Source organism: Aureibaculum flavum (assembly GCF_016406085.1).
Lineage (GTDB): Bacteria > Bacteroidota > Bacteroidia > Flavobacteriales > Flavobacteriaceae > Aureibaculum > Aureibaculum flavum.
Map to the genome: position 1 here is coordinate 56,047 of NZ_JAEHFJ010000001.1, position 21,388 is coordinate 77,434.

A 21,388-nucleotide genomic window follows, 5' to 3' on the forward strand; every position below is an offset into this window, starting at 1 on the left:
AATATATTTTATAATTATAATAAAACTGCTTAAAAATTATGTGGTAATCAATTAGATATTGATTAGCTTTGCAATACAAATTTAACAATTAAATAGGTTATTAATCACTCTCTTTTTCAATAAGTAATCAACAAATGTCTTTGATAACATTAACTACTGATTTTGGAACGAAAGATCACTTTATTGGTGCTATAAAAGGTGCTATTTACAATGAGCTAAGTGATGCTAGAGTTGTTGATATTTCTCATCAAATCACCCCTTTCAACATAACAGAAACTGCCTATATTCTTAAAAATGCCTATAAGAATTTTCCGAAAGGGAGCATCCATATTATTGATGTTGACTCTGAACTTAGTGTTGAAAACAAGCACATTGCCATATTTTTAGATGATCATTATTTCATATGTGCCGATAATGGTATTATTTCGATGATTGCATCAGAAATTAACCCGGATAAAATGGTCGAGATTACAATACACAACACGCTTACCAGCTATTCTGCATTTGTTAAAGTTGCTTGCCACATTGCTAGAGGTGGTACTTTGGAAGTAATTGGAAAACCTATTAATGAACTTAAGCAGTTAAACGAAGTTTATCCTTCTATTAGTAAAGAGAATAACAAAATTGTAGGTGCCATCATTTATATTGATAACTATGGGAATGTTATTTCTAACATTACCAAAAAATTATTTAATGAAGTGGCTAAAGGCAGATCATTTGAAGTTAGTGCGAGACATTACAAATTTAAAAAGGTGTTTTTGAAATACAATGACTTAATAAATTTTGAATTACCACCCGAAAAGAGACAATATGACGGTGAAAAATTGGCCATATTTAATGCTGCTGGTTATTTAGAAATTGCTATTTACAAAAGTAATTTAAAATCTGTTGGAGGTGCCTCTACCCTTTTAGGCTTAGGTTATAGGGATTCCATTACTGTAAAGTTTTTGTAGAATTGGTATTTATTTTAATTTTATCGTAATCAAAACCATTGTATTTTGTCTTTACATTTCAAACAAAAATCACAATAAATCAAGGATATAAGTATCATTAATTTCAATTATGTTAATAAGAATAGTAAAACTGAGTTTTGAGGAAGAAAAAATTAGTAAATTCTTAAGTACTTTTAACGCCCATAAAGAACAAATTAAAAAATTTAAGGGATGTACTCATTTAGAATTACTAAGAGATAAAAATAACAGCAATATTTTTTTTACATATAGTTATTGGAATAATGAGCAAGATTTAGAGAATTATAGAAATTCTGATTTATTTAATAATGTTTGGGCACAAACTAAAGTTTTATTTAATAATAGACCGGAAGCGTGGAGTGTTGAAAGACAATAGACGTTTTTCTATAACTTTTTAGAAAATTATACTAATTAGCAGAAAAAACGAACAAAAATTAAAGATCAAAAGATCACTGAAATGATATCAATTTTTAAAAAAGAACTTAATTCATTTTTCGCCTCACCAATAGGATACTTGGTAATTGCGGTGTTTTTAATAATAAACGGTTTATACCTTTGGGTATTTAATGGCGATTTTAATATTCTTAATGCAGGGTTTGCCGACTTAAACAGTTTCTTTTTTATTGCCCCGTGGTTTTTCCTTTTTTTAATTCCTGCCATTACCATGAGAACTTTTTCAGATGAATTCAGATTAGGCACCATTGAAATATTGAAAACAAAACCAATCAGTAAATGGCAAATTGTATTGGGTAAATTTTCAGGTGCATTAGTATTAATAATTTTAGCTTTAATTCCGACTCTTATTTATGTTTTTAGTATTTTAAAATTAGGAAATCCTCCCAATAATTTAGATATCGGAAGTACTTTAGGATCCTATATAGGATTGTTATTTATTGCAGGCACCTTTACTTCCATTGGGTTATTTACCTCTACCTTTTCAAACAATCAAATAGTTGCCTTTATAATTGCCATTCTTATTTCATTTTTTATTTTCTATGGATTTGAAGCATTGGCCGATTTAAACATTTCTGAATCTTTAAGAAGTTTTGGTATGTTTGATCATTTTAAAAGTATTAGTCGCGGTGTTATTGATACAAAAGACATTGTTTATTTTGTGTCTGTAACCACTTTCTTTTTGTTTCTAACCCGATTAAAATTAGATGCCGAATGAAAAATAACATCTCCAAAATAGTCATTGCAATCATTGCTTTAATTGCAATAAATGTACTCGCTAAAAAATATTATAAACGTTTAGATCTTACACAAGACAAACGGTATACCTTATCTGAAACTACCATCAATATAGTAGACAATTTAGAAGAAAATGCCATTATAAAAGTGTATTTGGAAGGTGATTTCCCTTCTGAATTTAAACGTTTACAAGGCGAAACCAAACAACATTTAGAAGAATTATACAGTATAAATGATGGTATAAAATATAAATTTATAGATCCGTTAGATACTGCAGAAGCACTAATAAAACAAGGACTACAACCCAGTAGATTAACAGTTCAGGAAGATGGTAAATTATCAGAAGCTGTCATTTTTCCTTGGGCAACCATAACTTATAAAGGTAAAACTGAAAATATTAATTTACTTTCTGAAGGTTCTGTAAAGAATCAAGAAGAACAATTACAAAACTCGATAGAAAATTTAGAGTTTGCTTTTTCAGAAGCTATGTATAAAGTATCTTCAGAATCACGTCAAACTATTGCTATTTTAAAAGGTAATGGAGAATTGAATGATATTAACTTAGTGAGCTTTTTAAGTCAATTGAATCAGTTTTACCAACTAGCTCCTTTTACGTTAGATTCTGTAGCAAAACAGCCTGAGAAAACACTAGAACAATTATCCAAATATGATTTAACAATTATTGCAAAACCTCAAGAAAAGTTCTCAGAACAGGAAAAATTTACATTAGATCAATATATAACAAATGGTGGTAAAACATTATGGTTAATAGATAATGTTACGGCAGAGTTAGATAGTTTAATGAATACCGGTGAAAGCTTAGCATTTAACAAAGACTTAAATCTAACAGATTTATTATTTAATTATGGAGTTAGAATTAATTATGATCTCATTAAAGATGCCTACAGCTCCACCATTAAAGTGGAAGATGGCAACCTAGGTAACACCGCTCAATTAAAAGATTATATTTGGCATTACTACCCATTTATTACTTCAAAAAATGATCATCCAATTACTCAAGGTGTAGATCCTGTTAATTTAAAATTTGCCAATACCATTGATACCTTAAAGAATTCAATCAAAAAAACAATTCTTTTACAAAGTTCTGAGTTTTCAAAATCAGTAGGTACTCCTATAATTATTTCATTGAATGATATTCAAAAAACTCCAGAGAAAAAAGATTACAATAAAGGTTATCAAACTTTAGGTGTTTTATTAGAAGGCGAATTTACTTCAGCATATGCTAGCCGAGTAAAACCTTTTGAATCTAAACTTTACAAGGAAGTAAGCAATCACAATAAGATGGTAATCATTGCTGATGGTGATATTATTGCCAATGAAGTTGTTAAAGGTCAACCTATTGAATTAGGTGTAGATAAATATAATGGTGTTCGATATGGTAATGCTGAATTTTTAATGAATAGCATCAACTATTTATTAGATGATTCGGGTTTATTAGAACTCCGTAATAAGAAAATACAACTTCAGTTTTTAGATAAAGAAAAAGCTTATACAGAACGTACTTTCTGGCAAATGATTAATGTAATCCTGCCATTAGTAATTCTTGCTATTTTTGGATTCGTTTTCACTTTTCTTAGAAAGCGTCGATTTAGTTAAAATTTTGTTAAAGAAAATTGCCAATGTTAGGATTTAGTATCTTTAGCAACTAATTAACTTAAATAAATCTAAATAATAATTATGATGTACAAAAAACTTTTAATCTTATTTTTATGTTTGGGTACTTTGAGTATCACGGCTCAGATAAAAACCCCCGCTCCAAGTCCAGGTTCTACATTAACGCAAACTGTTGGTTTAACAGATGTAGCACTAGAATATTCTAGACCTGCCATGCGAGGAAGAACCATTTTTGGTGATCTTGTTCCTTTTGACAAAATATGGAGAACAGGTGCTAACGCTAGAACAAAAATTACTTTTAGTGATGATGTAATTATTGATGGAGATACCCTAAAAAAAGGAACCTATGCCATATTTACCAAACCAGCTGCATCAGCTTGGGATGTTTATTTCTACACAGAATATGCAGGTAGTGGAGCTCCACAGACATTAGATGATAGCAAAGTAGCTTTAAAAACGTCTGTAAAAACACAAGAAATTCCAATGGATATTCAGTCATTTACAATCACTTTTGATGATTTAACTGATAATTCTGGAGTTTTGGGTATCATGTGGGAAAAAACCTATGTTGGCGTAAAATTTACCGTACCAACAGATGCTATTGCCGCAAAAAGTATTCAAAATGTAATGAGTGGTCCAAGTGCTAATGATTATCATGGAGCAGCTAGTTACTATAGAAGTTCAGGTAAAGACTTAAAACAAGCTTTAGTTTGGTCTAATAAAGCAACGGAGATAAATAAAAATGCCTTTTGGATGACAAGAGAAAAATCATTGATACAAGCAGCTTTAGGCGATAAAAAAGGAGCTATTGAATCAGCAAAAAAATCGTTGGAAGTAGCTGAAAAGGCTGGAAATGCTGACTATATAAAAATGAACAAAGCATCTATTGCAGAGTGGTCTAAGTAAAAAAAAATAAGTCAAATAAATTAATTAAAAAAAATGAAAAATTTAAAATTATTATTAGTCTTTACATTAATAACCACATTGAGTTGTGCTCAAAAAAGTCCGAGACAACAAGCTGATGGTAAAATTGATGGTGTAAGTGTTGCTGTTGATTATGGTGCTCCAAGTGTAAAAGAAAGAACCATATGGGGTGGCTTAGAAAAATATGGTAAAGTTTGGAGAGCTGGTGCTAATGAAAATACTACTGTTTCTTTTGATAAAGACGTAACCATTGGTGGTGAAGAATTAGCTGCCGGTAAGTATGGTTTTTTTATTATTCCTAATAAAAGTGGAAATTGGACAGTAATTTTTAACACCGTAAATGATTCTTGGGGTTCAAGTAAATACGATGAAAGTAAAGATGCTTTACGTATAGATATTACTCCTGAATTTGGTGATGAAAACCAAGAACAATTGTTTTTTGGTGTAATGGACGATTCTATATTGTTTGCTTGGGAAAAAGTAAAATTGACAATTCCAGTAACTATTAAATAATTACAATTCAATATCATTTTAAAAGCCCAAAACTTAATAAATTTTGGGCTTTTATTTTGTATTTATAAATGTACTTCTCTCCTATTTAACCTACTCGTTATTATAATTAAAGGCCCACTTTATAAAATCAGGAAACATCTTACCCCATGTTGCTAAATTATGTTTTCCATTTTCAACTTCTACATAGCGAATAGCATGTGGTTCAGAATACCCTTTTAAGGACAATTCCTTAATAACATCTTTGGTATCATCTATAGCATCAATTATTCCATTATTATTTCTATCTGCATTTTCATCTAAAGTTCCAACTTGCATCCAAAATTTAAGATGAGGATGATAAGATCCATTTTTTATTACATCTAAAATAATTCGACTTCTATCCGCATAATCATGCTTTACATATGCCTTTTTACGCCACCAAAATGAACCACTAAAAACACCAACCTTACTAAAAGAATGTACATTATTATAAACAATATCAAAAGCAGTGAGACCACCTAAAGACATTCCTGCCAACACCCAATCTTTATGCTCATAAGAAACCTTAAACTCTCCTTTTAAAAAAGGAATAAACTCCTCAATAATAAATTTAGAATAATTTAATGCCTTTTTTCCTCTTCCTTTAAAATCGCCCGAAGATGCAGTACCGTATTCGTGAATTCTGTTTTCATTTGCCTCGACCCCAACATAAACAAATGGTTTACTATTTTTATTTAAATAAGATTCAGAAATTGTTTTCTCTAAACCCATTGCTCTAAAGTCTTGGCCGTCATTCATCAATAAAACAGGAAAACGATCTTCAGAGCTCCTATAATTACCAGGTGCCATCAAACGGAACTTAACCTTTCTGTCGAGATACTTAGAAAAAAAACTCCCATTCAAACTTATGTAATCTATACTAAAACCCATTATTCATTTTAATGTGTGCAATATTAACGATTAATTAAAAATTAAATGATAAAGAATCCTAAAATAAATTATTTAAATACTAAATAGTCATTGTTTAACATTTTTATTTATATTTAACAAACAAAGACTAAACCAACCTATGGCTCAAGTACAACATACTCAATATTATTCAAACACATTAAATAGAAATATTAATCTTGAAGTAACGGGGCATTGGGGACATCCTATTTTGATGTTTCCATCCTCTGGAGGAAAGTATACGCAAAACAATGATTTTGGCTTAAACGAATCCGTTATGCGATTTGTTGAAGAAGGCAGAATAAAGCTTTATAATATAGAAACACTAGATATGTTAAGCTTTTATGCAGAAGATTTACCTACCGATGTAATCATTCATAATTATGAGTTATACATGCAATTTCTAAAAAATGAAATGATTCCGTATATACAAAATGAATGTAATACGCATAGAATAGCAGTTGCTGGTTGTAGTTTTGGAGGCTATCATGCGGCAAACACAGCATTTCGATTTCCTGATTTAGTTTCTCATTTATTTTCGTTATCTGGTGTATTTAATATTAGAAATTTTACACCAAATTCAGACGACATGAGAATTTATTACAACTGTCCTAATGAATTTATGGTCGATGAAGAATCATGGAAATACAACCACATGCAAATTGTTTTGAGCACATCTGATTGGGATAGTTGCAAACCTAAAAACGAAAATATGGCAAGTGTTTTAGAGTCAAAAGGAATACCTTATTGGTATGATGAAAAAAAATGGATAGAACATGATTGGCCTTTGTGGAAAATGGTTTTTCCGGAATATGTAGAAAAGTATTTTCCACAATCTTAGAAAGCTTGACAATAAATAATTAAATAAATAAGATTACGAAGACTATTTTTAATTAGAATTTACATTTGTAATACAGGTAAATTATGATTGAAAATTAATTAAATTATAAAATCAAAAAAATAAAATATTATGGCAAAAAAAGTTGGAATATTATTCGGAATGGAAGATACTTTTCCATGGGCATTCATTGACAGAGTTAATGAATTAGGAAAAGGTAAAGTAGTTGCTGAAGCAGTTATTATTGATAAAGTTCAGCAAGGTATAGATTATGGATATGATGTCATCATCGATAGAATATCGCAAGAAGTTCCTTTTTACCGTGCCTATTTAAAAAATGCATCATTAATGGGTACAGCAGTAATAAACAATCCTTTTTGGTGGAGTGCTGATGAGAAATTCTTTAATAATTGTTTATCACTTCAAATTGGAGTACCTGTACCAAAGACTATTTTATTACCCTCTAATGCTAGACCTGATGATACTACTGACAAGTCTTTTAGAAATTTAAAAGCTCCTTTAGATTGGGATTATATTTTTAATTATATTGGTTTCCCTGCCTATATGAAACCTCATTCTGGAGGTGGATGGAAAAGTGTTTATCGTGTTGAAAATGCAGATGATTTATTTGAAAAACATGGTGAGACGGAACAATTGGTAATGATGCTTCAAGAAGAAATTGTATTTGAAGATTACTATCGCGTGTATTGTTTAGGGCAAAAACATGTGCATATTATGCCTTACGAGCCTAGAAACGAACCTCATTTACGTTATGTTACCGAACCAAAAACAAAAGGTGAAGAGCACAAGAAGTTAATGAAAACTATTCATGATTATACCATTAAACTAAATGAAGCCTTAGGTTACGATTTCAATACTGTTGAGTTCGCCATTAGAAATGGAGTTCCTTATGCCATAGATTTTTGCAATCCTGCACCAGATGCAGATATTAATTCTGTGGGACAAACTAATTTTGATTGGATTGTAGAACATTCTGCTCAATTAGCCGTTGAAAAAGCACTTGCACACAAAGGAAAACAAAATAATACTTCTTGGGGTACTTTTTTAACGAACGCCATTACACCATTAAAACCAAAGGTTAAAAAATCTAAATTAAAAACAGCAAATCAGATTAAAAAATCTGTAATTAAAAAAGAAGTAACTGCAGCTGCAAAAAAAGTAAAAAAGGTTTCGGCAAAAAAAACTACACCTAAAAAAGTTGTGAAGCCAGCTCCAAAAGTTGATGCAAAACCAAAAGTTGTGGTAAAGCCAAAAGCAGCAGCTAAAAAAACAACTGTGGCCAAACCTAAAGCAATCACTAAACCAAAAGTTACTGAGAAGCCAAAGTTAGCAGTTAAAAAAACAACTGTAGCTAAACCTAAAGCGGTGACTGAACCGAAAGAAACGGTTAAAAAAGCAGTGACTAAACCTAAAATAAAGCCTAAGAAAAAATAGAAATTAATTAATAATTAATCCATAACCACAGATATGCATAAATTCACCCTTGGAATAGAAGAAGAATTTCAAATTCTTGATGGCGATACTTTAAAATTACGCTCCCATATGTCTAAAATTTTAGAAGGTGGAAAAGTGCTATTAAAGGAACGTATTAAAGAAGAAATGCACCAATCTGTGGTGGAAATGGGTACAAATGTTTGTGAAAATATTCAAGAAGCTAGAGACGAAGTTTCGTATTTACGCCAGCAGGTTATTGATTTGGCAGCAAAAGAAGGACTGAAAGTAGCAGCGGCAGGTACGCATCCCATCTCAAATTGGAGTGAACAATTAATTACGAACAATCCTCGATATGATGAATTGATTGCTGAAATGAAAGATGTGGCTCGCTCCAATCTAATTTTTGGTATGCATGTTCATGTGGGTATTCCTAATCGTGAAGAAGGTTTACATATTATGAATGTGGCTCGGTATTTTTTACCGCATTTATATGCATTATCTACCAATTCTCCATTTTGGGAAGCCAGAGAAACAGGTTTTAAATCCTTTCGCTCTAAAATATTTGATAAATTTCCAAGAACAGGAATTCCACCTTATTTTTCTAGTGTTGCTGAGTATGATAAATTTGTAGATATTTTAGTTAAAACACATTGTATAGATAATGGCAAGAAAATTTGGTGGGATATTCGTTTACATCCCTTCTACCCAACAGTAGAATTTAGGGTTTGTGATATGATGATGACGGTTGATGAAGTAACCTGTATTGCTGCTATTATGCAATGTATTATAGCAAAACTGAGTAAACTACATTCAAAAAATCAAAGTTTTAGATCATATAGACGTATTTTAATTAATGAAAATAAATGGCGTGCAGCCCGTTGGGGTATAGAAGCTAAGCTTATTGATTTTGGTAAAGAAGAAGAAGTACCATTTGCCATATTAATACAAGAATTACTAGAATTTATTGATGATGTGGTTGATGATCTCGGATGCCGGACAGAAGTAAATTATGTTTATCAAATGCTAGAACAAGGTTCGGGTGCTGATAGACAGCTAAAAGTCTTTGAAGAAACAGGCGATTTAAAAGAAGTTGTTAAATATATTGTAGAACAAACGGCAAAAGGTTTATAGAAGCGTAATTTTGCATGCAACAAACAGTTCAACGTATATTAAAGCTTATTTGAAAAGCTAAAAATTTTAGCAAATGCAATAAAGTTTGAATCTAATACGTATTAGAACTTAGTTTTTAATCGAATCGAAAACAATCAAAAAATTTACGGACTGTTTTTAAATTTAAAGAAGAAGAATGCGGAGTACTTATAAAATTGCAATTTTAGATATGAATGAAGGTGTACCAAATGAAGGTATGCGTTGTATAAAAATGTTGGTCGGTCAGTTTTTGGCTCAAGAAGGTATTAAGGGTAATTATGATATTTTTGAAGTAAGAGTTAAGGGAGAAATTCCGAAAATAGATAAATATGATATTTACATATCTTCAGGCGGTCCTGGTTCTCCAAAATTAACGGGCTCGCAATGGGAAACGGATTATTTTAATTTAATTGATTCAATTTTAAGTCAAAATCTATTCAAGCATCAAAAGAAACATCTTTTTTTAATCTGCCACTCTTTTCAATTAGCATGTTTACATTGGGATATTGCTAAAGTAACTAAACGAAGATCTACTTCTTTTGGAATACTGCCTATCCATAAAACAGAAAGTGGATTTAATGAACCTCTTTTTGAAGGTTTAGAAGATCCCTTTTTCGCTGTAGACTCCAGAGACTATCAAGTTGTGATGCCGAAAGAATGGAAATTGAATAGTTTAGAAGGTAATATTCTTTGTAGAGAAAAAATAAGACCAGATGTACCTTTAGAAAGAGCAGTAATGGCTATCCGATTTACCAAGGAAATTTTTGGAACACAGTTTCATCCAGAAGCTGATGCTGAAGGAATGACACGTTATTTTCAACAAGAAGAAAAACGGGCGTTGGTAATCAAAAAATATGGTAAAAAGAAATACCTGGGTATGATAGATCAGTTAAACGATGATGATAAAATTTTAAGAACAAACAGTATTATTATTCCTCGTTTTTTAAAAATGGCAGCTGAAAAAATTAAACAATCAAAATTAGCATCTGTATGATAGCAAAAATTCGTAATGCTTTTAATGAAAATTTTAAAGATGAATACTATGATAACTTACAGCAAGATGTAAAAGAAACTTTTGGAGAAGAATGTGCTTTTCGTATTTCTGAAACTCCTGTTTTTATAGATGCATCACTAAAAAATAAGATTTTTGATGCCTGTGATTCGATAATTGAACAGTTATGGGAAATTGATTTTGATGAAATTCGTCAAAAATTTATACCAAAATCATTACAATCTCCTAGTCCCATGGGTAAACCTCATTTTCTAGCTATAGATTTTGGACTTTGTGATGATGGAAATGGCAATATTGTACCACAGTTAATAGAATTACAAGCCTTCCCTACCCTGTTTTTTTATCAACCCTTTTTGGGTAAAGCTGTTTTAAAACACTACAAGAATTTTCCAAAAGGAGATTTTCATTATTTTTTCAGTAAGCTTAATGACAAAACCTATATAGAGGAAGTTAGAAAAGTAATTTTAGGTGATGAGAAACCTGAGAATGTAATTTTAATGGAACTCTATCCTGAAAAACAAAAAACCAGAATAGATTTTTGGGCAACGAAACAAGCCTTGGGTATTGAAGTGGTGTGTATGACCCAAATTATTAAAGAAGGTAAAAAGCTATTTTATATTAAAGACGGAATAAAAACACCCATTCATCGTATATATAATCGTGTAATTTTAGATGAATTATTGCAAATAAAAGACTTAAAAACCAACATAAATTTAAATGATGACCTTGATGTAGAATGGGTTACACATCCCGATTGGTTTTTTATGATTTCTAAGTGTATAATGCCATTATTAAAACATAAATACATACCAAAATCCTATTATTTAAATGACTATCCTATTGATTTAAATCTCAATAAATATGTACTTAAACCCCTCTTTTCATTTGCTGGTAAAGGAATAAATCTTTACCCAACGCAAGAAACTATCAATGACATTAAGGATAAAGAGAATTATATATTACAACAAAAAGTAAACTACGCCTCCTTAGTGAAAACAAATACTGAAAAAAATTCTAAGGTAGAATTACGTATCCTTTATATTTGGGACGAAGCAGCTAACAAATTAAAACCTGTTATCAATTTAACCCGAATGAGTAAAGGTGAGCTAATTAACGTTTCTCATTTAACTGAAGACACATGGATTGGGTCTTCTATTAGTTTTTTCGAGAACACATAATAGACCTATATAAAAAAGAGTCAAGACAACCTTTTTGTCTTGACTCTAATTCTTTATTTTTTAATTCTGAAACTTTGTAATTAGGCACTTTTATTTTTACCCAACATCAAAAGTTCATTAATTACAACCTCAGTGATGTATTTTTTATTGCCTTCTTTATCATCATAACTTCTGGTTGTTAATTTACCTTCTACGGCAACTTCATTTCCTTTCACTAAGTATTTTTCAATGATCTCTGCAGTTTTGTTCCAGGCTATTACATTGTGCCATTGGGTATCTGTTACTTTCTCTCCGCTCGCATTTTTATAGCTTTCATTTGTAGCTATTGAAAATTTCGCTAATTTCTTACCTGATTCTAAGGTAATGATTTCAGGATTGTCTCCTAAGTTTCCAATCAACTGTACTTTGTTTCTAAGTGCGTTCATAATATTTATTTTAATGGTTAAACAGTTAAGATATATCCCCGGACTCGTTCTAGGGCTTTTTAAATAATTTGTCAAATACTATATTTTGATTTCGACACTGCAAACATATAACCAGTAACAAATTATATTCGGTTGTTAAGTAATTACTTTCGTTTGTAGTCGAATGTAGTCGTTTGTAATTGACTTAAGGTGCTCTTTTAGTGTTTTTTAACTCAACTTACACATATTTAAAAAAATTCACTGATCATTTTAATTTTTTAACTTTTTTATTTAAGACATAGAAATGAACTCTTATTAAAGACTCTAACTCGCTCTAAAACACAATAACAATTACTCATAACCGTTTTATTTTCACTAATCTATCAATAAGAGAATTAATGAAAAAAATAAATTTATTAGTCATAACTATTATGTCGATATTAGTGTTCTCGTGTGCCTCAGATGATATTAATCCTGAAATTATTACCAGTGATTTTTTTCAAACTATTGATGAAAACCAATTGATTACTGCTGAAATTGGAAAAATAGAAGCCACTACTAACGACGGCAAATTATCCTATACTATAAAGAGTCAATCTCCAAATGGTAGTTTAGCTCTACATAATACTAATGGAATATTAAGTGTTGCTAATGCGACCACGTTTGATTATGAAACAAATCAAACAATTACCGCTTCTATAGAAATTAAGAGCAAAAGTTTAACGAAAACTATTAATGCTACGATTACACTTAACAATACAGATGACTTGGCGTTTTTTTTATCAGACTCTAAAGCTGCCTATATAGCCGCTGCAGATAATGAATGGATTTATGTAACAGAAAATGAATACAATACGCTATACAACAATTTAAATAATGTTGCTGTGCATGGTTCAACAAATTCTGAATTTGATTATGCTAGTGATGTACAATTGGGGCCATTTTACGGCTGGACAATGGCAAATATAAATCAAGAAACGGCTATGCCTGACCATAGTTATGTATTCGCCTTTAAGTATGAAGTAAAAGGCAATAATATTGCCAACACGCAAGTAAAGCAATCTAGTACTTCTAATTATTCTGGTTTTAATAATGTTGGTAATACGTTACCAATTCATTCATCTACGACTTCAAAAACATTCTATTTTGTAATTAAAAACAATAATAACCCAACTACAGATGCTGGTTATATGGGACTTTACAAGTCTGATAATTCTTATTTAAGTTTTAAAAGACAACCGGGAAAATATTATTGGTCTAATTCAAATGTAAATGATCTTAATGATGACAATTATGGAAGTGATGGAGCGTCAGGCGTTAGATGGCTTCATCAAGGTTTAAGTACAACTCAAAAACAGTGGTAAAATATTAAGAAAACCTGACAAGTATCATATCTTTAACTAGTTATTTTAGTAAATTTGCAGGTATAATTTTTCACGAGAATACAATGAACAAAGCTGTATATATTGCCACTACTGAAGCCAAAAGTGGTAAGTCAATTATTTCTATTGGTTTAATGCAAATGCTATTAGGCAAAACTGCTAAAGTCGGCTATTTTAGGCCAATAATTGATGATTATAAAAGTGGAAAAAAGGATAATCACATTGATACCATACTTAGTTATTTTGACATACAAATGAATTATGAAGAGGCGTTTGCCTTTACAAGAAGTGAGATTATTCATAAAAATAATCAAAATAAGGACGATGAAATCATTACTAAAATAATTGAGAAATATAAAGCTATTGAAGACCGTTTTGACTTTATTTTGGTTGAAGGTACAGACTTTTCTGGAGAGGGTGCTATAATAGAATGGGATATCAATGTTTTAGTTGCTAAAAATTTAGGAATTCCTACAATTTTAATTTCCACCGGTGTAGGAAAATCCTTAGATGATTTAATAGGGAATCTTTATATGGCCTATGATTCCTTTAAAGATAAAGGTGTAGAAGTCTTAATGGTAATTGCCAATAAGGTACAACCAGAAAATGTTCAATTGATTCAAAATGAATTGCAAAAAAACCTACCAGAAAAAATACTTTCAGGTGTTATTCCTTTAAATAAATCTTTAGCAAATCCCACTGTTAAAGAAATTGTTGAAGAACTTAATGGAAAGGTCTTATTTGGCGAAGCTTATATTAATAATGAAGCAGGAGCCTTTAGCGTTGGTGCAATGCAATTGAGAAATTACCTAACTCATTTAAAAGAAAACAGCCTAGTGATAACTCCTGGAGATAGAGCTGATATAATTTTAGGAGCATTACAAGCTAACATATCGGCAAACTACCCTCCTATTTCTGGTGTGATTTTAACAGGAGGATTATTACCAGAAGAACCTATCAATAAACTTATTGAAGGGCTTTCAGAAGTAATTCCAGTAATATCTGTTCAAGGAGGTACCTATTCAATTACCAATAGAATTGGAGCCATACAACCTAAAATATATGCAGAAAACGTAAATAAAATAACAGCATCTATTCAAGTATTTGAAAAACATATACCAGTTGATGCGTTGGCAGAAAGGTTAATCACCTTTAAAGCCAATGGCATTACTCCTAGAATGTTTCAATATAATATGCTAAAAAGAGCTTTATCTAATAAAAAACATATTGTATTACCTGAAGGTACAGATGATCGTGTACTTTTAGCTACGAAACAGTTAATGGATACCGATGCTGTACATATTACTTTATTAGGAGATAAAACAGAAATTGAAAATAAATTAACACAATTAGACATCTCATTAGATTTACATAAAATTAATATTATAAATCCAGAAGAATCTGAGCGTTTTGAAGATTACTCTCAAACTTTGTACGAACTGAGAAAACATAAGAACGTTAATCTTGCCATGGCAAAAGATTTAATGGCAGATGTTTCCTATTATGGAAGTATGATGGTTTACAAAGGTGATGCAGACGGAATGGTTTCTGGTGCGGCTCATACCACACAACATACGATAAGACCAGCTTTGCAATTTATTAAAACAAAGCCAGGTGTATCTGTAGTTTCATCTGTATTTTTTATGTGTTTAGAAGACAGAGTTACAGTCTATGGCGATTGTGCAATTAACCCCAACCCTACTGCAGAACAATTAGCAGCAATTGCAATTTCTTCAGCAGAAACGAGTTTAGCTTTTGGTATTGAGCCAAAAATAGCAATGTTATCGTACTCTTCTGGTAGTTCGGGTGTTGGAGAAGATGTAGATCGTGTGCGAAAAGCAACAGAGTTAGTAAAAGAAATGAGTCCTAATCTTAAAATTGAAGGACCAATTCAATATGATGCAGCTGTAGATATGAATGTGGCTAAAAGTAAATTACCAAATTCTGAAGTCGCAGGACAAGCCACAGTATTTATTTTTCCTGACTTAAATACTGGTAATAACACTTATAAAGCAGTTCAAAGAGAAACCAAAGCATTAGCTATTGGTCCTGTTTTACAAGGTTTAAACAAACCTGTAAATGATTTAAGTAGAGGTTGTACAGTAGACGATATATACAATACTGTAATAATTACAGCCATACAAGCTCAAGGGTTTTAAAATAACAGGTTGCTAATAATCCTTTTTCAATTAAAAAAAATATAAATACATGAAAATATTAATTATCAATGCGGGTAGCTCATCAATAAAATTTCAATTGATTGAAATGCCATCTGAAAAAGTACTTTGTCAAGGTATTGTAGAACGTGTTGGAGAAATTGATGCCATTTTTCAATATAAAACTGAAAATCATACTATAAATAATGTTGATAAAATAGAGACTCATAAAGTTGGTTTGCAAAAAATTGCAGATTTCTTATTGGATGCCGAAAAAGGGGTTATAAAAGACACCAATGAAATTGATGCAATTGGGCACAGAGTGGTACATGGTGGTAATGCATTTTCTGATATTACAATGATTACACCCGAAGTAAAAAATATAATAAAAACTTTAATTCCATTAGCCCCATTACACAATCCTCATAATTTAGAAGGTATAATTCTTACTGAAGAAATTTTTCCAAATGCAAAACAGATTGCTATTTTTGACACCGCATTTCATCAAACAATACCGATGAAGGCTAAAAAGTATGCCATTCCAAATAAATTTTACGATAATAACAACATTCAACTTTACGGTTTTCATGGTACCAGTCATAAATATGTCACAGAAAAAGCATCCGCGTATTTACCAAAATCAGCATCTAAAATAATTACAATTCACTTAGGTAATGGCTGTAGCATTACTGCTGTAAAAGATGGTAAAAGTATAGATCATAGTCTTGGATTTGCCCCTTCAAATGGATTAATAATGGGATCTAGAAGTGGCGATATTGACCATTCTCTTATATTTTATCTTGTAAATAATTTAGGCTATGACTTAGATAAAGTCAACACCATGCTTACAAAAGAAAGTGGTATGTTAGGTTTAACTGGTTATAGCGATTTAAGAGAAATTGAAGAACAAGCAAGTAATGGTAATCAAGAATGCTTATTGGCCTTAGAAATGAATGCCTATCGTATTAAAAAATATATTGGTGCCTTTACGGCAGTTTTAAATGGGTTGGATGCCATTGTTTTCACTGCGGGTATTGGTGAAAATTCTAATACGTTAAGAGCATTGATTTGCAGAGATATGGATTATCTAGGTATTAATTTAAACGAAACTGAAAATGATATTCGCTCTAAAGAGCTAAGAGAAATTAACACAAAAGAATCAAGAACAAAAATATTAGTAATTCCGACAAATGAAGAACTTGAAATAGCACAACAAACATATCATCTTTGTAACTAACGTATTGATCTTTAGTCTATATATTTTTTTATTAAATAGGTGAATATGAAAATATAGAATTCACTTATAACAAGGGACTAAACAGCCTAGCGAAGCCCTCTATCACTTTACTATAAAAGGGGCGAGAACTATGTTCTTCAATTGTTAATTGAGTACTTTTTTCACAATCTTTTAAAAAATTATCTGTGATTTCTTTTGCTATATTCTTATCATAAATAAGTGCATTGGCTTCAAAGTTTTGTTCAAAACTTCTATGATCAAAATTACCTGACCCTACAGATACAATTTCAATATCCGTGATAATAATTTTACTGTGTAAAAAATTACTACTTCTATATATTTCAATTCCTACTTCTAACAATTCACGGAAATACGATTTCATACTGTAATGAGCCAATTTAGAGTCGGACTTTGCCGGTACTAAGATTTTTACATTAATGCCTTCTAATGCCGCCATTTTAAGTCCCTCTAACAATGGTCTACTCGGCATAAAATAGGGATTTGCAATATATATAGACTTTTCAGCCAAATTAATTAAACCCAAATATTGATACATTATAGTGGGATGTTTTGAATCTGGTCCACTTGAAACTATTTGTACGGTTGAGTCTCCTTTTTCACTTATTATATCATGAAATTTTTCATCTAAAATAGATTCTTCGTTTGATGCGAAATAAAAGTCTTTAATAAAAATGTTTTGAAGACTTTCAACAGCTGGTCCTTCTATACACAAATGTTCATCATCCCAAATTCCTAATTCTGACTGCGACTTAACATATTTATCACTAATATTGACTCCTCCAGTAAAACCAACATCACCATCAATAACAATAATTTTACGATGATTTCTGAAATTAATCGTAAATATGATTGTTCCAAATTTAATTGGTAAAACGGGATAAACAGCTACCCCCAAAGCTTTGAATTTTTTTATAGATTTCCTTTTTAAATCAAAACTTCCTATGGCGTCATAAATCATTCTAATTTTAACACCTTCTGCTATTTTACTTTTAAATATTTGGTATAACCTTTCAAGAATATCTCCATCTTCAAAAATATAAAATTCAATATGAATAAAGTTTTTAGCTTTTTCTAATTTCTCAAAAATAGATTTATAGGCCATTGCCCCATTACTTAAAACAGTGACCTTATTTCCTGGAATTGCAGGATAGTTAGAACTATTTTTTAGTAAGGCCTCTAGTTTCTTTTCTTTAATAGATTTAAAAGAAAACTTTTTTCCTGAAGCACTATGCTTGAGATAATTTTGGTCAAATAATCTCCTTTTTAAGGTATGCTTTAAGGTGTAAATTTTAAATTCTCTTCGGTTAACACCAAATAATACATAAAAAATAACACCCGCATATGGAACAAATATGATTACTAATAACCACCCCAATGACCTAGAAGGATTACAGCCATATAAAATTATACTACCTGCTGCAATAAATGCAGAAATAATATAAATAATAAAAAAGATGGTAAGCATAGAAAATTAATTATAACTTAAACTAAAGATACAATAAAATACTGATTACTCTTATTTTTCACAAAAATCAACATTTTTCTCATTAGAAAATTGTTCTTTTGGTATTTCAGCAAAAAATTGGGATAATGCACTTTCATTTGAAGGTCCGTAACCAGCCAATACATTTCCTTTATTAAAGTCATTGGTTTCAAATATATATAAAATAGATAAATCTGAAGGATTGCTCATACCCTCAAACCGATGCTCCGCAACGATATAGATATCATTCGGACTATATTCTTTCTTTGTTTTTAGATCTGTTAAATTTCCATTAATCATTCTATATTCATTGATATAGCCTTTATTTTGATAAATTTTTATGTAATCTCGTTCATTTTTTTCCATGATGTTCTGATTTTATAGTAAAAGAGAATCTTCAATAATAATTGAAGATTCTCAAGGAATTACATTTTCTATTCTCGAGAGATATTATCTCTGAGGATAAAAAGTGCTATTTAATTTAAAAGTTATAATAATCACTATCCTGCTTATTTTAAATCTTCTAATGTTTTAATAGTCGATAGTGTTTTTTCTATTTGTGATTTTTGCTTTAATAGAATGTTTTGTGTGCTTAGAGGCAAACTTGTTTCCTTTAATACATCATCATATTCTTGAACAGAGGCTTTTTCGCCTCTAATAGCTTCCTCTAGCATAGATTCATCATTCTCTGATGAGAATAACGCTTTAACATCCATCCAAGTCCTATGAGCTGCTCCAGTTATTGAGCCACTCGTTTCGAACTTTTGTCCGAACGAAGCTACTTCAGATTTCAATTCACTTTTAAAGTAATTTCGTTCTTGAGCTTTATTTTTAAAAAAGTTCTTCAATGCCTCATTTTTTGCGTTACTTGCGGCTTTTGTATATCCATTTTCTGCATCAAAATTCTTTTCAAGAATAGCATTTAATTTGTCTCCTACAATTTCTCTATATTTTGTCATAATTTTATATTTTTATATGAGTTGTAAATTATTTTATGATGTTCTACAACATACCATCTACATTAATTTTATATGCATTTAGCACTACTTTCGTTTGCTGAAATTCATCTCGTCATTTTCTATTTCTATATCTTTTTCTTTCCTGTAAATAAGGAAATAACAAAAAGTACAATGAAAATAAAGAATAAAATTTTTGCAATACTAGCTGCTCCTTCTGCAATACCGCCAAACCCGAAGATTGCGGCAACTATTGCAAGAATAATAAAACTGATTGTCCAACGTAACATAGTTTTTAGATTTAAAGATTAATAAATATTTTATTTAAGAGTCGTTCTGGTTATTTCAATTCCAGATGGATAGGTAATATTACCCTCGTTTTCTGCTGTAATAAATATTTCCTTAACATCAAATGGTGTTGTTGTCTCTAGTTCAACTTTTTTAGCATTTTTATTGGATAACTGACCTACATTTTTAATTCCGTTATCCTCAGTGACAATCCACACCACATAATTGTTTTTGGGAGGATCAAGTCTATCTGCACTTGCTAAGTTTTCTGCAGATACTTCTATAACATAATTGTTATTATTGTCTTGTTTCTTGCTCACTGTAATTTCTGCAGCTGGAACTAAATCTGATAAAGGAAATTTCTTCGTAGTTCCACAAGAAATAAACATTAAGAAAACCATCGTTATTGTTATAATTTTCATACTCTTATTTAGAAAGTTCTCATCTACCTTATTCTTCTGTTTTAAATCTTGAAATTCCCTTTTTATTATCTTATTGTGATTCATATATATTGTTTTAAAAGTTAATTATGTTTTCGTTTTGATTGTGTTTAAATATAAGTTCGATTATCAGTATTCATTTGCTCAAAAGCTAAAAATAGTAACGCTATCGCAAAAAGTATATATTTATTTCGCTAAGGTTAACATTTTATCCCCTAGTTTCATATCGGGAATATTTAAAGTTCTAATTGGGAAAGGAATATTAATATTATTTTTATCAAATGTATTTTTCAATTGAATAATAGCTTCTGTTTTTGATTTGGCAACTTCCAACCCTGATGTGGAATTAATCCAATATCTTAATTCAAAGTTTATTGAGCTATCCCCAAATTCCCTATATAAAAAAATGACTTCATCTTCACTTTCCACAGAGTCAAAATGCTTTGTTATGGTTTTTACAGCAAGGTTTTTTACAAAATCTAAATCGGACTCATACCCTACTCCGCAATTCAATATAACTCTAGATTGACTTGTCCTTGAGTAGTTTTTTATGGGGTTTTCGACGACTTGTTTATTCGGTATATAAACCAAGTTATTATCAACTTGCTTAAGTGTGACAGCTCTTAAGTCTATATTTACAATTTCACCTTCGTAATCATTACTCTTTATCCAATCTCCAAGTTTTACAAATTTGATATAAGAAAGTATAATACCAGAGTATGTATTTGCCAAAGCTCCCTGTAAAGCCAAGCCTACAGCTAGACCAGCAACCCCAGCACCTGCCAATATTGTGTTGAGTGTTTTACTCAAGTCTAAAATCCCTAAGATTAATATGAGTCCAACTAAAACTGTAATCATTGCCATTAATTTGGCAACAACGTTTTTCATACTCTTTTGTAATTTCCCTTTGTCAAGTATTTTTAGTGTTATTTTATTTACATACTTAGATACAAATAGCACACTTATAAAAACAATTAACGCAATTACAATATTTGGTAAATTAACGACTAGGCCGTCTAACCAAGATTCTAACTTAGTTATCATTTTGGACCATGCTTCTAAAAATTGTTTTCTCATTATTTTAATATTTTTGTTTATAGATACATGATACTGCCTTAATAGATAAAAGATGTGCTGTTATACAGAAAATATTAACCCTAACACTATTCTTTATAATCCCTGTTCCAAAAATATCTAGATAGCCCCTCATGATACACGAAATGAAATA

General features: G+C 30.5%; 21 protein-coding genes and 1 pseudogene. 14 read left to right on the top strand and 8 right to left on the bottom strand.

Annotated elements, in window-relative coordinates; all coding sequences use genetic code 11:
• Positions 1-134 precede the first annotated feature (134 nt).
• From JBL43_RS00220 to JBL43_RS00245, 6 genes are all read left to right on the top strand, one after another.
• Complete coding sequence (locus tag JBL43_RS00220) at positions 135-953, top strand: SAM hydrolase/SAM-dependent halogenase family protein (RefSeq protein WP_198839495.1); 819 nt, start codon at positions 135-137, stop codon at positions 951-953.
• A gap of 109 nt (positions 954-1,062) precedes the next feature.
• Positions 1,063-1,347, top strand: coding sequence for a putative quinol monooxygenase (locus JBL43_RS00225; protein WP_198839496.1), 285 nt, complete (start codon positions 1,063-1,065; stop codon positions 1,345-1,347).
• 81 nt (positions 1,348-1,428) lie between these two features.
• Positions 1,429-2,142: a gliding motility-associated ABC transporter permease subunit GldF gene (gene gldF / locus JBL43_RS00230; RefSeq protein WP_198839497.1), complete on the top strand. Its 714-nt coding sequence runs from the start codon at positions 1,429-1,431 to the stop codon at positions 2,140-2,142.
• Positions 2,139-3,779 (top strand): gliding motility-associated ABC transporter substrate-binding protein GldG, encoded by a 1,641-nt coding sequence (gene gldG / locus JBL43_RS00235; protein ID WP_198839498.1) that lies wholly within the window; start codon positions 2,139-2,141, stop codon positions 3,777-3,779. Before gldF ends, gldG begins: the two co-directional genes overlap by 4 nt.
• Positions 3,780-3,863: 84 nt before the next feature.
• Positions 3,864-4,703: a DUF2911 domain-containing protein gene (locus tag JBL43_RS00240; RefSeq protein ID WP_198840059.1), complete on the top strand. Its 840-nt coding sequence runs from the start codon at positions 3,864-3,866 to the stop codon at positions 4,701-4,703.
• A 33-nt stretch (positions 4,704-4,736) separates the two neighbouring features.
• Positions 4,737-5,234, top strand: a complete 498-nt coding sequence (locus tag JBL43_RS00245) for a DUF2911 domain-containing protein (protein ID WP_198839499.1) — start codon at positions 4,737-4,739, stop codon at positions 5,232-5,234.
• A 90-nt stretch (positions 5,235-5,324) separates the two neighbouring features.
• Here JBL43_RS00245 and JBL43_RS00250 read toward each other — a convergent pair whose 3' ends face one another.
• A complete protein-coding gene (locus JBL43_RS00250; protein ID WP_262896254.1) occupies positions 5,325-6,143 on the bottom strand; it encodes an alpha/beta hydrolase in 819 nt (272 codons plus the stop codon).
• A 139-nt stretch (positions 6,144-6,282) separates the two neighbouring features.
• Between JBL43_RS00250 and JBL43_RS00255 the strand changes: the two genes are divergently transcribed.
• The 5 genes and pseudogenes from JBL43_RS00255 to JBL43_RS00275 all read left to right on the top strand — a co-directional run bounded on the left by JBL43_RS00255 (position 6,283) and on the right by JBL43_RS00275 (position 11,793).
• Positions 6,283-7,002, top strand: a complete 720-nt coding sequence (locus JBL43_RS00255; RefSeq protein WP_198839501.1) for an alpha/beta hydrolase-fold protein — start codon at positions 6,283-6,285, stop codon at positions 7,000-7,002.
• Positions 7,003-7,131: 129 nt separating this feature from the next.
• A pseudogene (locus JBL43_RS00260) lies at positions 7,132-8,079 on the top strand (ATP-grasp domain-containing protein); the annotation flags it as partial.
• 408 nt (positions 8,080-8,487) lie between these two features.
• On the top strand, positions 8,488-9,585 hold the full coding sequence (locus JBL43_RS00265; protein ID WP_138950030.1) for a carboxylate-amine ligase: 1,098 nt from the start codon (positions 8,488-8,490) through the stop codon (positions 9,583-9,585).
• Positions 9,586-9,760: 175 nt separating this feature from the next.
• Positions 9,761-10,597, top strand: coding sequence for a type 1 glutamine amidotransferase (locus JBL43_RS00270; protein WP_198839502.1), 837 nt, complete (start codon positions 9,761-9,763; stop codon positions 10,595-10,597).
• A complete protein-coding gene (locus tag JBL43_RS00275) occupies positions 10,594-11,793 on the top strand; it encodes a hypothetical protein (protein ID WP_198839503.1) in 1,200 nt (399 codons plus the stop codon). The genes JBL43_RS00270 and JBL43_RS00275 overlap by 4 nt, the downstream gene beginning before the upstream one ends.
• Positions 11,794-11,873: 80 nt before the next feature.
• Here the strand turns inward: JBL43_RS00275 and JBL43_RS00280 are convergent, their stop codons facing one another.
• Positions 11,874-12,218 carry a single-stranded DNA-binding protein gene (locus tag JBL43_RS00280; RefSeq protein WP_198839504.1) on the bottom strand — a complete coding sequence of 115 codons (345 nt, stop codon included), beginning with the start codon at positions 12,216-12,218 and terminating at the stop codon, positions 11,874-11,876.
• Positions 12,219-12,595: 377 nt separating this feature from the next.
• Here JBL43_RS00280 and JBL43_RS00285 point away from each other — a divergent pair, with 377 nt between their 5' ends.
• From JBL43_RS00285 to JBL43_RS00295, 3 genes are all read left to right on the top strand, one after another.
• Positions 12,596-13,561, top strand: coding sequence for a cadherin repeat domain-containing protein (locus JBL43_RS00285; protein ID WP_198839505.1), 966 nt, complete (start codon positions 12,596-12,598; stop codon positions 13,559-13,561).
• An 83-nt stretch (positions 13,562-13,644) separates the two neighbouring features.
• The gene (pta, locus tag JBL43_RS00290) at positions 13,645-15,738 is read left to right on the top strand and encodes a phosphate acetyltransferase (protein WP_198839506.1); all 2,094 of its coding nucleotides are present in this window, start codon (positions 13,645-13,647) and stop codon (positions 15,736-15,738) included.
• A gap of 49 nt (positions 15,739-15,787) precedes the next feature.
• Positions 15,788-16,972 carry an acetate/propionate family kinase gene (locus tag JBL43_RS00295; RefSeq protein ID WP_198839507.1) on the top strand — a complete coding sequence of 395 codons (1,185 nt, stop codon included), beginning with the start codon at positions 15,788-15,790 and terminating at the stop codon, positions 16,970-16,972.
• A gap of 64 nt (positions 16,973-17,036) precedes the next feature.
• On the opposite strand, the gene cls is transcribed toward JBL43_RS00295, so the two are convergent.
• The 6 genes from cls to JBL43_RS00325 form a co-directional block, all read right to left on the bottom strand.
• Positions 17,037-18,458 carry a cardiolipin synthase gene (cls, locus tag JBL43_RS00300; RefSeq protein WP_198839508.1) on the bottom strand — a complete coding sequence of 474 codons (1,422 nt, stop codon included), beginning with the start codon at positions 18,456-18,458 and terminating at the stop codon, positions 17,037-17,039.
• Positions 18,459-18,509: 51 nt separating this feature from the next.
• Positions 18,510-18,842, bottom strand: coding sequence for a hypothetical protein (locus JBL43_RS00305; RefSeq protein WP_198839509.1), 333 nt, complete (start codon positions 18,840-18,842; stop codon positions 18,510-18,512).
• Between the two features lie 143 nt (positions 18,843-18,985).
• Positions 18,986-19,435 carry a ferritin-like domain-containing protein gene (locus JBL43_RS00310; protein WP_198839510.1) on the bottom strand — a complete coding sequence of 150 codons (450 nt, stop codon included), beginning with the start codon at positions 19,433-19,435 and terminating at the stop codon, positions 18,986-18,988.
• Between the two features lie 125 nt (positions 19,436-19,560).
• Positions 19,561-19,722 carry a DUF1328 domain-containing protein gene (locus tag JBL43_RS00315; protein WP_198839511.1) on the bottom strand — a complete coding sequence of 54 codons (162 nt, stop codon included), beginning with the start codon at positions 19,720-19,722 and terminating at the stop codon, positions 19,561-19,563.
• Positions 19,723-19,752: 30 nt separating this feature from the next.
• Positions 19,753-20,226, bottom strand: a complete 474-nt coding sequence (locus tag JBL43_RS00320) for a hypothetical protein (RefSeq protein WP_198839512.1) — start codon at positions 20,224-20,226, stop codon at positions 19,753-19,755.
• 120 nt (positions 20,227-20,346) lie between these two features.
• On the bottom strand, positions 20,347-21,237 hold the full coding sequence (locus JBL43_RS00325; protein WP_198839513.1) for a mechanosensitive ion channel family protein: 891 nt from the start codon (positions 21,235-21,237) through the stop codon (positions 20,347-20,349).
• Positions 21,238-21,388: the final 151 nt, after the last annotated feature.

Bases quoted from the DNA above. Each gene is read 5' to 3' on its own strand.
- JBL43_RS00220 (WP_198839495.1), top strand. From the start codon at position 135: ATGTCTTTGATAACATTAACTACTGATTTTGGAACGAAAGATCACTTT.
- JBL43_RS00225 (WP_198839496.1), top strand. From the start codon at position 1,063: ATGTTAATAAGAATAGTAAAACTGAGTTTTGAGGAAGAAAAAATTAGT.
- gldF (WP_198839497.1), top strand. From the start codon at position 1,429: ATGATATCAATTTTTAAAAAAGAACTTAATTCATTTTTCGCCTCACCA.
- gldG (WP_198839498.1), top strand. From the start codon at position 2,139: ATGAAAAATAACATCTCCAAAATAGTCATTGCAATCATTGCTTTAATT.
- JBL43_RS00240 (WP_198840059.1), top strand. From the start codon at position 3,864: ATGTACAAAAAACTTTTAATCTTATTTTTATGTTTGGGTACTTTGAGT.
- JBL43_RS00245 (WP_198839499.1), top strand. From the start codon at position 4,737: ATGAAAAATTTAAAATTATTATTAGTCTTTACATTAATAACCACATTG.
- JBL43_RS00250 (WP_262896254.1), bottom strand. From the start codon at position 6,143: ATGGGTTTTAGTATAGATTACATAAGTTTGAATGGGAGTTTTTTTTCT.
- JBL43_RS00255 (WP_198839501.1), top strand. From the start codon at position 6,283: ATGGCTCAAGTACAACATACTCAATATTATTCAAACACATTAAATAGA.
- JBL43_RS00265 (WP_138950030.1), top strand. From the start codon at position 8,488: ATGCATAAATTCACCCTTGGAATAGAAGAAGAATTTCAAATTCTTGAT.
- JBL43_RS00270 (WP_198839502.1), top strand. From the start codon at position 9,761: ATGCGGAGTACTTATAAAATTGCAATTTTAGATATGAATGAAGGTGTA.
- JBL43_RS00275 (WP_198839503.1), top strand. From the start codon at position 10,594: ATGATAGCAAAAATTCGTAATGCTTTTAATGAAAATTTTAAAGATGAA.
- JBL43_RS00280 (WP_198839504.1), bottom strand. From the start codon at position 12,218: ATGAACGCACTTAGAAACAAAGTACAGTTGATTGGAAACTTAGGAGAC.
- JBL43_RS00285 (WP_198839505.1), top strand. From the start codon at position 12,596: ATGAAAAAAATAAATTTATTAGTCATAACTATTATGTCGATATTAGTG.
- pta (WP_198839506.1), top strand. From the start codon at position 13,645: ATGAACAAAGCTGTATATATTGCCACTACTGAAGCCAAAAGTGGTAAG.
- JBL43_RS00295 (WP_198839507.1), top strand. From the start codon at position 15,788: ATGAAAATATTAATTATCAATGCGGGTAGCTCATCAATAAAATTTCAA.
- cls (WP_198839508.1), bottom strand. From the start codon at position 18,458: ATGCTTACCATCTTTTTTATTATTTATATTATTTCTGCATTTATTGCA.
- JBL43_RS00305 (WP_198839509.1), bottom strand. From the start codon at position 18,842: ATGGAAAAAAATGAACGAGATTACATAAAAATTTATCAAAATAAAGGC.
- JBL43_RS00310 (WP_198839510.1), bottom strand. From the start codon at position 19,435: ATGACAAAATATAGAGAAATTGTAGGAGACAAATTAAATGCTATTCTT.
- JBL43_RS00315 (WP_198839511.1), bottom strand. From the start codon at position 19,722: ATGTTACGTTGGACAATCAGTTTTATTATTCTTGCAATAGTTGCCGCA.
- JBL43_RS00320 (WP_198839512.1), bottom strand. From the start codon at position 20,226: ATGAATCACAATAAGATAATAAAAAGGGAATTTCAAGATTTAAAACAG.
- JBL43_RS00325 (WP_198839513.1), bottom strand. From the start codon at position 21,237: ATGAGAAAACAATTTTTAGAAGCATGGTCCAAAATGATAACTAAGTTA.